The organism is Sandaracinaceae bacterium, from assembly GCA_020633055.1.
GTDB lineage: Bacteria > Myxococcota_A > Polyangia > Polyangiales > Houyiibacteriaceae > JADJJE01.
Genome location: JACKEJ010000013.1, coordinates 194,969 through 208,214 on the forward strand (window position 1 = coordinate 194,969; position 13,246 = coordinate 208,214).

General features: G+C 70.8%; 11 protein-coding genes. 2 read left to right on the forward strand and 9 right to left on the reverse strand.

Annotated elements, in window-relative coordinates:
• Positions 1–116 precede the first annotated feature (116 nt).
• Positions 117–695, reverse strand: a complete 579-nt coding sequence (locus H6726_28815) for a hypothetical protein (protein MCB9661683.1) — start codon at positions 693–695, stop codon at positions 117–119.
• A gap of 21 nt (positions 696–716) precedes the next feature.
• The gene (locus H6726_28820; protein ID MCB9661684.1) at positions 717–1,166 is read right to left on the reverse strand and encodes a MarR family transcriptional regulator; all 450 of its coding nucleotides are present in this window, start codon (positions 1,164–1,166) and stop codon (positions 717–719) included.
• Between the two features lie 197 nt (positions 1,167–1,363).
• Here H6726_28820 and H6726_28825 point away from each other — a divergent pair, with 197 nt between their 5' ends.
• On the forward strand, positions 1,364–2,074 hold the full coding sequence (locus tag H6726_28825) for a DUF4336 domain-containing protein (protein MCB9661685.1): 711 nt from the start codon (positions 1,364–1,366) through the stop codon (positions 2,072–2,074).
• Between the two features lie 133 nt (positions 2,075–2,207).
• Here the strand turns inward: H6726_28825 and H6726_28830 are convergent, their stop codons facing one another.
• From H6726_28830 to H6726_28845, 4 genes are read right to left on the reverse strand one after another with little or no spacing between them, the layout of a single operon-like run.
• The gene (locus tag H6726_28830; protein ID MCB9661686.1) at positions 2,208–3,449 is read right to left on the reverse strand and encodes a metallophosphoesterase; all 1,242 of its coding nucleotides are present in this window, start codon (positions 3,447–3,449) and stop codon (positions 2,208–2,210) included.
• Positions 3,446–4,609, reverse strand: coding sequence for an N-acetyltransferase (locus H6726_28835; GenBank protein ID MCB9661687.1), 1,164 nt, complete (start codon positions 4,607–4,609; stop codon positions 3,446–3,448). The genes H6726_28830 and H6726_28835 overlap by 4 nt, the downstream gene beginning before the upstream one ends.
• Positions 4,588–7,248 carry a DNA polymerase I gene (polA, locus tag H6726_28840; GenBank protein MCB9661688.1) on the reverse strand — a complete coding sequence of 887 codons (2,661 nt, stop codon included), beginning with the start codon at positions 7,246–7,248 and terminating at the stop codon, positions 4,588–4,590. The genes H6726_28835 and polA overlap by 22 nt, the downstream gene beginning before the upstream one ends.
• A gap of 14 nt (positions 7,249–7,262) precedes the next feature.
• The gene (locus H6726_28845) at positions 7,263–8,438 is read right to left on the reverse strand and encodes a threonylcarbamoyl-AMP synthase (protein ID MCB9661689.1); all 1,176 of its coding nucleotides are present in this window, start codon (positions 8,436–8,438) and stop codon (positions 7,263–7,265) included.
• Between the two features lie 101 nt (positions 8,439–8,539).
• Here H6726_28845 and orn point away from each other — a divergent pair, with 101 nt between their 5' ends.
• Entirely contained in the window at positions 8,540–9,103 is a 564-nt protein-coding gene (orn, locus tag H6726_28850; GenBank protein ID MCB9661690.1) for an oligoribonuclease, read from the forward strand.
• Between the two features lie 40 nt (positions 9,104–9,143).
• On the opposite strand, the gene H6726_28855 is transcribed toward orn, so the two are convergent.
• The 3 genes from H6726_28855 to H6726_28865 form a co-directional block, all read right to left on the reverse strand.
• A complete protein-coding gene (locus H6726_28855; GenBank protein MCB9661691.1) occupies positions 9,144–10,331 on the reverse strand; it encodes a hypothetical protein in 1,188 nt (395 codons plus the stop codon).
• A 253-nt stretch (positions 10,332–10,584) separates the two neighbouring features.
• Entirely contained in the window at positions 10,585–11,775 is a 1,191-nt protein-coding gene (locus H6726_28860; GenBank protein ID MCB9661692.1) for a hypothetical protein, read from the reverse strand.
• A gap of 5 nt (positions 11,776–11,780) precedes the next feature.
• Positions 11,781–13,202 (reverse strand): right-handed parallel beta-helix repeat-containing protein, encoded by a 1,422-nt coding sequence (locus H6726_28865; protein ID MCB9661693.1) that lies wholly within the window; start codon positions 13,200–13,202, stop codon positions 11,781–11,783.
• Positions 13,203–13,246 lie beyond the last annotated feature (44 nt).

The following is a 13,246-nucleotide window of genomic DNA, read 5'->3' on the forward strand; positions in this document are numbered from 1 at the left end:
GTCAGGTGCGTGGTGGCGACGCATCGCCTGCTATTGAACTACAGTCAATAGACGGGCGCGTCAAGGGCGCCGCGACGATTTCCGGCACGGCGCGACCCCTTCCCGCCGGGATGGACTCAGGGCGTGGCGACGGGCGCGTTCGGAGCCGCTGCCGTAGGCGCGCACACCATGATGTCGCCGGTGCCGTCGGGCAGGCGGCACTGGGTCTCGTCCAGACCCGCCCCGCGGGGCTCGTAGACGAACGCGTCGATGTGGCGCGCGTTCTCGAACAAGTGCACTGTCTCGCCCGCGTCCGCGCGCACTCGGAAGGCAGCGAACGCACACTCGCTCACGCCTTCGATGCCGCACTCACGTGCGCCGTGCAGCTCGCTGTCCGCGTCCAACTTGCCGAGCGCCACCACCAGGTGCTCGCCAGGCAAGATGGCGATGTCGGGGAGCTGTGCACGCTCGTCGCTCGGGCGCCCATCTTCGTCGCTGCCGGTCAGCTGGACGTCACGCAAGGGCAGCAGCTGATCGCTCAGGTTGACGATCTCGACCCACTCGGGCGGGGTCGCGTGCACCTCGTTGATGACCAGCGGCAGGTTGCTGCTGCCCTTGGTGCAGGCGGTGAGCGCGGGACCCACGGCGAGCGGAGCGAGCAGCCAGGCGAGGGCGGCGAGCGGGAGCGCAGCGCGCTCGAGGGGACGTGACGACATGACGCGGACACTGTAGCGCAGTCAGCCGCTGGTCTCCGTCGTATCGAGCCAGTCGTTGAGCGCGAGCAGCGCGTCGTGCAGCGCAGCCATGCGTGACTCTCCGAGCGCCTCTCGCATGCCCACCTCGAGCTCGCCCAGCACGGCCAGGCCATCGAACAGGGCCCGCGCACCACGGTCCGTGAAGCACACCAGGGTGGCCCGCCCATCGCGCGGGTCGGGGACGCGCTCCACCACCCCGAACTGCTCGAGCTCCGCGACCAGCTGGTGGACGGCCTGCTTGCTGACCCGCATACGGCGCGCCAGCTCGGTCTGCCGCGTGCCGTCGAGGTCCAGGTGCGGGAACAAGCTCAGGTGCGCCGCGCGGATGGGCAGGCCGAAGACGTCGCCAGCCCGGGCCACGCCCCGCTCGTTCACCAGGCGCGCCGCGCGGACCAACAGCTGCCCCGTGCTCGCGCGCTTGTGTGCGGTCAGCTCCGCGGCGAACGAAGGCGACGCGGGCTCGACGGGAGCGGCCTGCCCCAGGGCTCGCGGAGATCGCTTCGTCACGGGGGAGGCGCGGCGCTTCGTCACGCGTCCAGCATGCGCGCCCGGGACATTTTCGTCCAGCAAGGTTGACTATTTTAGTCAATGACACTTTACTATTCACATCCCAACCCCGGAGCCCTCGCATGACCACCGACATCCACCTCACCCCCCTCGCGGACGGCGTCTTCGGCCTCGAGAGCAGCCTGCGTGTCGTCCCCGGGTTCCACCTGCCCGTGCGCTGCACCGTCCTGCGGCTCCGCACCGGCGGGCTGATGCTCATCTCCCCGCTCGCGATCACGGACGCGCTGGCGGCCGAGCTGGAGCAGCTGGGGCCGGTCGAGCACCTGGTCGCCCCGAACCGGCTGCACCACCTCTTCCTGGACCAGGCCGTCTCGCGCTGGCCGCAGGCACAGGTCCACCTCGCGCCTGGCCTGCCCGAGAAGCTCGCCAAGCTACGGCGCCCCGTGCCCGCGCACAGCGTGCTGCCCGACGGGCTCCCGGACGACGTGACGGGTGTGCTGCTGGCGGGGACACCCATGCTCGGGGAGTGCCTGCTGTTCCACCCGGCGTCCAAGACGCTGGTGGTCACCGACTTCGTGTTCCACGTGCGCGAGCCCAAGGGGCTGCTCACGGGGCTCATCCTGCGCGCGGTGGGCGCCCGTGGTGTGTTCGCGCAGAGCTCCGAGGTGCGCCACATGATGCGCGACAAGCCAGCCGCCGCGGCGAGCGCGCGCGAGGTGCTGGCGCTGGACTTCACGCGCGTGGTGATGGCCCACGGCGACGTGGTCGAGGTGAAGGCCAAGCCGCGCCTGCACGCCGCGCTCGAGAAGATGCTGCGCGCTGGGGAGCGCTGATGGACGCGACCCGGCGGCTGACGCGCGCGGAGCAGATCCCAGGACCAATGGCCACCGCGTGCCCGGGGCAGGCTCGCCTCCCGCGAGCTGCAGGGGCGCCTGCCCCGGCGTGCCCAGCGCAGGCAGGCCCGCGTCAGCTGGCTTCAGGGGCGCTGGACGGCGCCAGATGCACCTCGAGCAAACTCTGCTCGGACGGCACGCCCAGCCGCAACGGGAAGCCGTAGTGCCCCGTGCCCCGATGCACGTAGAGGCGGTCGGGACCACGCGCGAACAGCCCGTGGTCGGGGATCTTCGCGATGGACCACACGGGCGTCCAGCTGCCCCCGAGGGACAGCACGCCCACCTGGCCGCCGTGGGTGTGACCGCTGAGCACCAGGTCCGCCTCGCCGCGCGGGATGCGCTTGAACGCGCCCGGGTCGTGCAGCAGCCACAGGCGCAGCGCGCCGGGCACGCGGGGGTGCTCGCGCGCGATTCGCGCCAGATGCGCGGCGCGGTCGCGGAAGTGGAAGTCCGCGCCCACCACCTGCACGGGGCCAGCCGGCGTGTCCACCAGCGCGCTCTGGTCCACCAAGAGCCGCACCTTCGCGCGGGCCAGCGCGTTGGTCACGATGTGGAGCGCCTCGTGGTCGTGGTTGCCGAGGCACGCGAACACGCGGCCCTCCAGCGCGGTGAGAGGCGCGAGCGCGTCGGCCAGGTAGTCCTCGCGCGCCTGCGACTCCATCGTGAGGAAGTCACCCGTCAACACCACCAGGTCGGGCTCACGCGCCACCGCGCGCTGCACGATGCGCCGCAGCCGCGGCACGCTCATGAAGGGGCCCAGGTGAGGGTCCGTGATCTGCACCACGCGCAGGGGGCGCGCCCCCTCGGCGGCCTTCAGGGCCGCTGTAGGCGCAGCGGGCGTGTGCCGCGCGAGCGCTTCTCCCGTAGCCTGCGCGTCGGCCAGCGAGAGGCTCACGGTGGACTCGCGCCCCACGAGCGACTGCCACATGCCGACCGCGGCGAGCACGAAGGGCACGCCGAGGATCACGGCCTGCGCGACCGTGAGCGGCGCATGGAACGCGAAGAGCAGCGGCAGCCAGAAGAAGCCGAGCAGCATGGCGGCCAGGAAGTAGTACGCGGGCCAGCTGACGAGCGCGCGGAACCACAGGGGGCGCAGCGCCGGGCGCGTGAGCGAGAGCACCTGGATGAGCACCGTGACGTGCAGCGCGATGAAGAGCGGCCGCAGGGGCCCCACGAAGGGCTCGTAGGCAGAGGCCACCAGCCCCTCGAGCCCCGTCAGCACCGCCACGAAGATGGCGAAGTAGCGGTTGCGTAGCGTCCACGCCGCGCCGACGGCGGCCAGCCACGCAAAGAAGGTCGCGAGGGCGAAGCTCATGCCTCGTCTCCGCGACGGAAGGGCCCGTGCTCGGCCAAGGCCTCCATCTCGCGCAGCTCGGCGGCGTGCTCACGCGGCAGGTAGTCGGCCACGGCGTCACGCAGCACGGGGTGCGCGATGAAGTGCGCGCTGTGGATGGCGCTGGGCATCAGGCCGCGCCGCAGCTTGTGGGTCCCCTGCGCGCCGGCCTCGAAGCGCGTCATCCCGTGGGCGATGGCGTGCTCGATCAGCTGGTAGTAGCAGAGCTCGAAGTGGAGCATCTCTTGGTCTTCCTCGCAGCCCCAGTACCGACCGTACAGGTGCTTGCCTTTCTGGAAGTTGAGTGACGCTGCCACGAGCAGACCGTTACGTCGGGCGTAGCCCACCAGCACCCTCGCGGCGCAGCGCTCGGCCAGCAACGTGAAGAAGCGCTCGGTCAGGTAGGGCTCGCTGCCCTTGCGCCAGCACGTGTCCAGGTAGAAGCGGCGCAGGCGCGACCAGTCGTCTTCGCTCAGCTGCGGACCGGCCACGACGCCCACGTCCAGCCCGCTCTCCGCGACGGCTCGGCGCTCCTTGCGCAGCTTCTTGCGCATGGACGAGCGGAAGCGGGCGACGAACGCCTCGAAGTCCGCGTAGCCCTCGTTGTGGAAGTGGAACTGGTGCGTGGTGCGCGCCAGATAGCCCCCGTGCGCGGCCACCTCGTCGGCTTCGCTCGCGTTCAGGAAGTTGAGGTGCACCGACGAAGCACGCAGCGCAGCCGCCGCGTCGATGGCGCCGTCCAGCAGCGCACACACCACGCGCTCACGATCCGCGTCGGGATGCACCAGGAAGCGCGTGCCCGTCGCGGGCGTGAGCGGGGTCATGGCGACGAGCTTCGGGTAGTACGGCGCGCCCAGCCGCGACGAGGCGTTGGCCCAGGCGAAGTCGAAGATGTACTCGCCGTAGCTGTGGTCCTTGCGGTACAGCGGCAGGGCCCCCACCAGCCTGCCCTCGTCGTGCACCAGCACGTGCGTCGCGCGCCAGCCGGAGCGCCCACCCACCGACCCGGAGTCCTCGAGGGCAGACAGGAACGCATGCTCCGCGAACGGGTCGTCCTCGCCGGCGAGCGCGTCCCACGCGGCGGCGTCGACCCCGCTCAGCCCGTCTACGCGTGTGACCTTCACCCGTGCGCCTCCTCCCACGACGCGCCGTGGCCCACGTCGACCACCAGCGGCACGCGCAGCTCCGGCCACACCTGCTCCATCTCGCGTCGCACCAGCGTCACCAGCGCCGTGAGGTGGGCGGGGCTGACCTCGAAGAGCAGCTCGTCGTGGATCTGCAGCACCATCGCCGCGTCGAGGCCGTCCCCCGCCATGCCCCGCGCGATGCGCAGCATGGCCAGCTTGCACAGGTCCGCGGCGCTGCCCTGGATGGGCGTGTTGGCGGCGATGCGCTCGCCGTAGGCGCGCGTGGCCGGGTCACCGCTGGTGAGCTCGGGAATGAGCCGCCGGCGCCCGACCATCGTCTCGACGTAGCCCGACGCGTGCGCCCCGGCGATGCTCGCGTCGAGCCACGTACGAACACCCCCGTACACCTCGAAGTAGCGGTCGATGTAGGCCTTGGCCTCGTTGCGCGTGACCCCCAGGGACTGCGCGAGGGCCGTGGCCCCTTGGCCGTAGATGGTGGCGAAGTTCACGGTCTTGCCGACGTTGCGCTGCTCGCGCGTCACCTCGTCGGGCGCGCAGCCGAAGATCTCGCCGGCGGTGCGCCGGTGCACGTCGAGCTCCTCGCGGAACGCCGCGGTGAGCGCCGGGTCGTCGGACAGGTGCGCCAGCAGGCGCAGCTCGATCTGGCTCCAGTCGGCCGAGACCATCACCCAGCCGTCGCGCGGTACGAAGGCCGCCCGGATGCGCTTGCCGTCCTCGCCGCGGATGGGGGTGCGCTGCAGGTCGGGCTCGGTCGTGATGAGCCGCCCCGACGCGCTGGTGGTCTGCTGGAAGGTGCAGTGCACGCGCCCTGTGTGCGGGTCGATCGCGGCGCGCAGCACCTCGGTGTAGGTGTTGATGAGCTTGGCCAGCTCGCGCTGCCGCAGGATCTTCTCGGCGATGGCGTGCTTCGGCGCGAGCCGCTCGAGCACGGACGCGTCGGTGCTGTAGCCCGTCTTCGTGCGCTTGAGCACCGGCAGGCCGAGCTCGTCGAAGAGCACCTCGCCCAGCTGTTTCGGCGACGCCAGGTTGAACTCGCGGCCCGCCAGCGCGTAGATGTCCGCCTCGATCTCGGCCTTGCGCGCCTCGAACTCCACGCTCAGCGCGGACAGCGCCTCGGCGTCGACGCGCACGCCTGCGCGCTGCATGTCCGCCAACACGCGCGCCAGCGGGAGCTCCAGCTCGTCGTGGATGCGTCGCTGGGCGTGCTCTTCCAGCTGCGCGCCGAGCACCCCCCCCAGCTCCGCCACCGCCTGAGCACGGGCACAGGTGAAGGCCGCCTGGCCCGAGACCGGGACGTCGCCCGCCGCGGGACGCGCGCGCCGCGCCCCGCCCGACCCTCCCGCCGCGGACGGCCCGAGCGCGGGCAGCACGCGCTGAAGGTAGGCGCGCGCGACCTGGTCGAGCTCGTGCGGCAGGTGTGCCGTGGGGTCGATCAGGTAGGACCCGAGCTGCGTGTCCAGCGTCACGCCCCGCAGTCCCAGCCCGTGCGCTTCCAGCACGTTGTAGGCGTCGCGCGTGTCGTGCACGACCTTTGGGCACTGCTCGTCCTCGAGCGCGTCACGTAGGGCGGAACGCAGCTCGTTGGACGCGTCGGCCGGGATGTACAGCCTCTCGTCCCGTGTGGCCACGGCCACACCACACAGCGTGGCGGTCGCGGGCGAAGCCCCGTCGAACAGCACGTCCAGCGCGAAGCCCTCCGCGGCGCGCGCGAAGAAGTCGGTCAGCGCCGCCGCGTCCTCCGCCACGTGCCCCACGGGCTCCTCCGCCCCCGCCCCCTCGCTGGGCTCTTCGGCGCCCAACAGCGAGAAGAACTCGAGCTCACGAAACAGCGCATTGACGACCGTGGCGTCGGGATCGCCAAGACGCAGCTCCGCGAGCGTCTCGGCCAACGGCACCTGCTCGTCGAGCGCTACGAGCTCACGAGACAGGCGCGCCTGGTCCGCGAACTCGGTCAGGTTCTCGCGCTGCTTGCCCTTCAGCTCGGCTGCACCGGCCAAGACGCCCTCCAGCGAGCCGAAGCGCTCCAGCAGGGTCACGGCGGTCTTCTGCCCGATGCCCGGGACGCCAGGCACGTTGTCCACCTTGTCGCCGACGAGGGCCAGGTAGTCGCCCATGCGCTCGGGGAGCACCCCCCACTTCTTGCGCACCAGCTCCGCGTCGTACGTGACGTCCCGCATGGTGTCGACCATGCGCACGTGCTCGCCCACGAGCTGCGCGAAGTCTTTGTCGCCCGAGACGATGTGCACCTCGTGGCCCGCCTCGAGCGCGGCGCGCGTGAGCGTGGCGATGATGTCGTCCGCCTCGTACCCCGCGAGGCGCAGGCTGGGCAGCCCGAAGGCGTGCACCACGCGGTCGATGTTCTCGAGCTGGGCGCGCAGCTCGGCCGGCATGCTGGGTCGCTGGGCCTTGTACGCGGGGAAGCGCTCCTCTCGGAAGGTGGGTCCAGGCGCGTCGAACACCACGGCGCCGAACGTCGGGCGACGCCCCGCGAAGACCTTGCGGCACATCGTTGCGAAGCCGAAGGTGGCGTTGGTGGGCACCCCGCTCGTGGTGGCCAAGCTGGCGGGTAGCGCGAAGAAGGCACGGTAGAGGAGCGCGCTCCCGTCCACCAACACGACTCGGTCTCGGGCCATCGGCCGGCAGCCTATCAGGGATGGGACGCCGGCGCCGACGCACGACGCAGGCGGTCGTTGATCGCCCGGCCGAGGCCATCGTCCGGCACCGGCTCGGCCAGGATCAGGTCGGCTCCCAGCACGTCGGCCCGGCGCAGGGCCGCGAACAGCGCACGAGCGGCGCCGTGCAGGTCGCCATCGCGCGAGAGACACTCCAGCGTCACGCGGCCTTCCTGCAGGGCGCGCGCGACCTCCGCCACGGCGCCGTGGGCTCCCGTCCCACGCTCCGCATCACCCGCCCCGCGGGCGTCGCCAGCGCCGCGCGCGCCTGTGCCGCCCTCTGCGTCACCCGCCCCCGTGGCACCGCCCCCATCACGCCGCAGCGCATGGGGCACGTCGCGGAACGCCAGGAGGTGCACGCGCGCATCTGGCTGAGCCTGGAGCGCGTCTTCGAGCAACGCGGACAGGGCCCCAAGCCGCAGCGGGGTGCGCGGCGCATAGTGGGACACCAGCTGCCCCGGCGCGGCCGGCCGCTGTTCGTCGCCGCTCAGCGTGCCGTCACGCAGCGTCGTGCCCAGCAGCTCGGCCAGCACCTCCCGCGGGAGCCCCCCGTCACGCAGCACGGTCCACTCCTCGGACACACCCGGCAAGGGAGGCGCCACGATCGTGCTCTCGACCCCGACCCCACACTCGCCCCCGTCGAGCACGTAGGGCACGGCCGTCCCCAGCTGGGCCACCACGTGAGCCGCCGTCGTGGGGCTGATGTAGCCGAAGGGGTTCGCGCTGGGCGCCGCGAGGGGCACGCCAGACACCACGATGAGCGCCCGCGCCATCTCGTGGTCGGGCACGCGCACGGCCACCGTGTCGAGCCCGCTCGTCACGAGATCGGGCAGGTCCGCGACCTTGGGCAGCACCAGCGTCAGCGGCCCTGGCCAGAAGCGCTCGGTCAGGTGCTCCACCTGGGCCCGCACGGCAGGGGCGAGCGCGTCCAGCCGGGCCACGTCGCCGAGCCCCGCGGCGCTGGCCAGGTGCACGATCAACGGATCGAAGCTGGGGCGCCGCTTGACGTCGAACACGCGCAGCACGGCGGCCTCGTCGAACGCGTTGGCCGCCAGCCCATACACCGTCTCCGTCGGCATCCCCACCAGCTCGCCGTCGCAGATCAGATCGGCGGCGAGCGCGAGGTCGGTTCCGATGGCAGCGGAGGACATGCGGTGCGCCATAGCGCGCGACCCCGCCGAGATCCACGTGACGTGCCGTGCACGTCGTTACGCGGTGACGCCCGGGGCAGGGCGTGAGATACCAGAGGGACATGGACGAGACCGCAGTTCAGGACCCCCGCGCCGCCCGCATCGTGTGGGCAGACCTCGAGATGACGGGCCTCGTGCCCGAGCGCGAGCGCATCATCGAGATCGCCATGTTGATCACCGATGGCGAGCTCAACATCGTCGCCGAGGGGCCCAACGTGGTGGTCCACCAGCCAGACGAGCTGCTGGCGGCGATGGACGAGTGGAACACCAAGCACCACGGGGCCAGCGGCCTGACCGACCGCGTCCGCGAGTCGACCATCTCGGAAGGCGACGCGGAGGCGCAGGTGCTGACGTTCCTGCAGGAGCACTGTGACCCGCGCACGGCGCCCTTGGCCGGGAACTCCATCCACCAAGACCGGCGCTTCATCGCGCTGTACATGCCGCTGGTGGACGCCTTTCTGCACTATCGGATGATCGACGTGTCCACGGTCAAAGAGCTCACCCAGCGCTGGTACCCCGAGGCCTACAGCAAGCGCCCCGGGAAGCGCGGCAACCACCGCGCCATCGACGACATCCTCGAGAGCATCGAAGAGCTGCGCTACTACCGCGCCGCTGTGTTCCGCTGAGCTCCTCGGGAGCGACAGGCGGCCCGCGCGCCGCTCGTCGTCACTCGCTCGCGGCCTGGGTGACCTCGGACTCGGCAGGCCCTTCGGCGGCCACGTCGTCTTCGCTCGGCAGCGGCGCGTTCGGGTCGAGGACCCACGCGGGCGGCCGCTCGGTGTTACTCCCGCGCCAGCGGGCCACCACGCGGAAGATGCCACGCGCGGGCACGAACCGGATGACGGCCACCTGCCCTTGGCCCGGCACGTTCCCCTGGGGGGCGCGCTCGGTGATGATGACCGTCAGGGTGTCGGGACCGCGGGGCGCGACGGACACGTTCGCGGTGCAGCAGGGCGCGATGAAGTGCACCACCCCTTGCCGGCGCGCGCCATGCCAGGCGTTCAGCAGCGGCGCGCTGGAATTGGGCGGCGTCAGCAGCGGCTGGTTCTCCACGTGGAACACGAAGCGGCGACCGTCGGGGGCGCGCCAGAGCGCCTCGGCGTGGCCGTTGCTGTCCCACAGGCGCACCCGCCGGTCGAGCACGTGGGGCTCCTGGGGTGGGCCTGGGGTGCGCGTGGTGTCCAGCAGCACGCCGCCCGTGCTGTCGTTGTAGACCTGGGCGGCGACCAGGTTCAGTTCCACCCCTTGCCGCTCACCGTCGCGGAACGTGTCTCCGAAGCGGAACACGATGCGCAGCACCAGGCGCTCGGCAACGTTCTGCGTCAGGAAGGCGGCCGCAGCGCTCGCCGGGACGACCGAGAACCCCTGGGCCACGGTGTGCGCCGGTAGTACGCCCGAAGCGGTCTCACGGGTCGCCACCACCCGCGTGTCGTCGTGCTGCTCGAACCCTTCGAGGTACACGCGGAAGCCTCCCCCCATGGGCTCGTACGGATCGAAGCGCAGGTGCTGCCCGGCGGGCATGGAGTACAGGTACGTGTGGCCGTTGAGCTCGCGGGATGCGTTGCGCACGCGCACGGTACAAGTCCGGCGGGCCGCTCCGGACAAGGCATGGCAGTTCTCGAGCACAGGGTTCGCCAGCTCCAGCAGCGAGCCGCTCACCTCGGTGGCTTCGTCCGCGTAGTCGCCGAAGCGCTGCTGCGCGCGCGCCGCGCCCGGGAGCAGCGAGAGAGCAACCAGCGCCGCGCAGCCAATACGCGCCCAAGGGCCCACGAGCACCGCGGCGCCCACGAGCGTCGGGTCGCGTCGCTCGGATCGACGGAGACCCGCTCGGGCTGGCGCCCCGAGGGTCGCCACCAAAGACACTCGACCTTCTGGCGAGCCCGCTGGACGACGCCCCGTGCACGAGACATCAGGAGAGTGAGTAGTGTGCGCGCGTGTCATGAACTCTATGGGGGGAGCATACGCTCAGCCCCCGTGTGTTTCACCCCGACGCATCCCGAGCCACCGCGCCGGACGCGGGCTGAGACGAAACGAGCCCGGAAAAGATTCCAAGCTCGTCACGAATCCCAGGCGCGCACCCCGCCGCGTTGGCGGAACGGACGCGGCGCTACGGCGTACCGATGCAGTCGTTGGCCGGCATCTGTTCCACCCACGCACGCAGCAGGGCGGCCCCATGGCGGTGCTGCAGCGAACGCCCCAAGAGCGGCATCATCGCGCCCACCTCCTCCGTCTCGACGCGGAAGATGAGGATGGACTCGTCCGGGTTGCCCGGCACGATGTCGAAGGTGAAGCCGCCGGTGCCCGAGCCCGCGCTCCCAGGGCGCTTGCACACCCCCAGGCGGAAGTCGTCGGTGTTCTCGTAGTTCAGGAAGAGCTGCGAGGTCACCCCCTGCACACCGTTCGGGTTGTGGCAGTGCGCGCAGTTCACATCGAGGTAGCTGCGCGCGGCGTCGTCCAGCTCGGCTCCGGAGAGCGCCCCCACACCGTTGGCCTCGATGCCAGCGAAGGCGTAGGCGGCGTCCACCTCGCTCAGGCTGGGCAACCCGCTGAGCAGCCCCTCGTCGGCCAGGCGCGTCAGCTGATTCTGGACGCCCCCGTCGGTGCCATAGTCGTAGTCGCGGTTCAGGTTGCGCGCCTTCGGCCCGATGGGCAGCGTCAGCGTCTCGCCGTCGACGCGCCGCTGATGGCAGCTGAGGCACTGGTTGCGCTGAGGGATCAGGTAGTTGGCCACCTGCGGCTCTCCCTCGGCGTCGATGAACGGCACTTCACGCACCTCGCCCGCCGGGCTGTAGTAGGCCTCCTCCTGCGCCTCGTCCCAGATGTACGGAAACGCGCGCCAGCCGTCCTCGAAGCGGATCAACAAGCGCGTCTCCACCAGCGTGCGGTTCAGCTCCGGAGTGCGGAAGTCCGCGGCCATGGAGAAGCTCTTGATGAGCACCGTCCCTACCGGAAAGTCGAAGACGCCATCGTCGGTGTAGGTCGCGCTGCTGCCCTCGGGCACGTAGATGGCGCGGTTCTTCAGCGCGTAGTCCGAGAAGAGCGGCGTGTTCAGGTCGTACGGGACGACCCGCGTGTTGTAGCGGAACTGCCCGTCGCCGTCGTAGGCGAGCAGGTTGTACTCCGAAAGCCGCTCCGGGGTCGCCCCCGTGAGGGACACACGCGGTGCGTGCGACGGGTTGAAGCCCCCTCCGGAGTCCCCGCCACAGCTGCTGGCGCCGAGCGCACACAGCAGCGACAGGGTCGGCAGGAGCAGCCGCCGCGCACAGGCGCGTAAGCCGGGGAGGGTCGTGCGCCGCATCCGCATCAAAGCTCCGGAACCACGAGCTCACCACCGTTCAGGGTGGTGCAGTCGAACGGGGCGAAGGGCGCGGTGGCAAGCTGCAAGAAGGGCGAGCCGGGGCTCATGAGCTGTGCCTCGCCGTTGAAGCTGGCGAACGTCCCGTTGGTGTTGCCGCCCACGCAGATGTGGTTGTCGTTCGAATTGTTGGCCGGCACGTTCTCGTCGAACATGGACTCCCCGATGGTGTCGTAGAGCACGGAGTCCGTGGGGTCCGACCCGTACAGCACCGCCAGCAGCTGGCCGAACCGGATGGTGAGGTCGTAGCGGGAGCCAGGGTTCACGTGCATGTTCCCCGACACGACGATGTTCTCGGAGCGGAAGTTCGTGATCGTGCCCGGGGTGGCACCCTCGAGCAGGCCCAGGTCGTCCCAGTCGCCCACGAGCATCGCCGTGGGGAGCTCCCAGTTCTCCGGCAGGGGCTCGACGATCATGCCGCTGATGACCGCGATGTCGACGGCGTTGTTCTCCTCGTAGCGGTTGTTGACGACCATCACGCGGCGCGAGGCCATCACGAACGTTCCCGTGCCCGGCGGGATCTCGGAGACCGTGCCGCCAGGCGCGAAGTTCCGGCCGTTGTTGCGGATGATGACGTTGTCGCGCAGGCGCACGTCGCGGCCCACGATGGGGTTGCCCGGCAGGTCGAAGACCACGATGCCGCCCGTGTTGTTCTCCGCGTGGTTCTCGTAGACGTCTGCGTACTGCGTGTTCTCGATCTCGAGGCCCGCGACGTTGCCGCGCACCGTGTTGCGGCGTACCACGACGTGCTGACACTGGCCCACGTACAGGCCGGCGTCCGACGCGTTCGAGGCCTCGCTGTCCTCGACCAGTACGTTCTGGCTCTTCACGGGGTAGATGCCGTAGGCGCCGTTGCTCGAGCGGCCGGGGTTGGTCCACGTAGCGCGGATGCGGCGGAAGGTGACGCCGTCGCTGTCCTCGACGCGGATGCCATCCTTCGGCGCGTCGAGCACCGTCAGGTCCTGCACCAGGAAGTCGTCGGCGACCACGTCGACGCCGTTGATCTGCGCGGCGGCCGAAGTGAAGGACAGCGTGGTCGCGTCCATGCCCTGCCCCACCAAGCTGATGCCGTCCGCGTTGCGGATGGTGACCTGGTTGTCGAGCTCGAAGGTGCCCGGCCCGAGGATGATGGTGGTGTCGCTCTCGAGCGCGTTCACGGCCGCCAACAGGGCCGCCGAGTCACCGCCCTCGACCTCGACGCAGTTCGCGCTGTCGAAGTCGCGGCAGTTGTTGGTTTCGAAGCGCCCGCCGCTGCTACCACACCCGACCACGGCGCCCGCGAGGGGGGCGACGGCCAGGGGAGCGAGGGTCAAGAGCGCGAAGAGGTCGCGGCGATGCGTCGCGCGCGGCGCTGGAGAGAGCGTCTTCATGGGTGGAGTCCTTGGTCGGGCGGGGGGGGATGGGGCGGCGGCAC

Bases quoted from the DNA above. Each gene is read 5' to 3' on its own strand.
- H6726_28815 (MCB9661683.1), bottom strand. From the start codon at position 695: ATGTCGTCACGTCCCCTCGAGCGCGCTGCGCTCCCGCTCGCCGCCCTC.
- H6726_28825 (MCB9661685.1), top strand. From the start codon at position 1,364: ATGACCACCGACATCCACCTCACCCCCCTCGCGGACGGCGTCTTCGGC.
- H6726_28830 (MCB9661686.1), bottom strand. From the start codon at position 3,449: ATGAGCTTCGCCCTCGCGACCTTCTTTGCGTGGCTGGCCGCCGTCGGC.
- polA (MCB9661688.1), bottom strand. From the start codon at position 7,248: ATGGCCCGAGACCGAGTCGTGTTGGTGGACGGGAGCGCGCTCCTCTAC.
- H6726_28845 (MCB9661689.1), bottom strand. From the start codon at position 8,438: ATGTCCTCCGCTGCCATCGGAACCGACCTCGCGCTCGCCGCCGATCTG.
- orn (MCB9661690.1), top strand. From the start codon at position 8,540: ATGGACGAGACCGCAGTTCAGGACCCCCGCGCCGCCCGCATCGTGTGG.
- H6726_28860 (MCB9661692.1), bottom strand. From the start codon at position 11,775: ATGCGGCGCACGACCCTCCCCGGCTTACGCGCCTGTGCGCGGCGGCTG.
- H6726_28865 (MCB9661693.1), bottom strand. From the start codon at position 13,202: ATGAAGACGCTCTCTCCAGCGCCGCGCGCGACGCATCGCCGCGACCTC.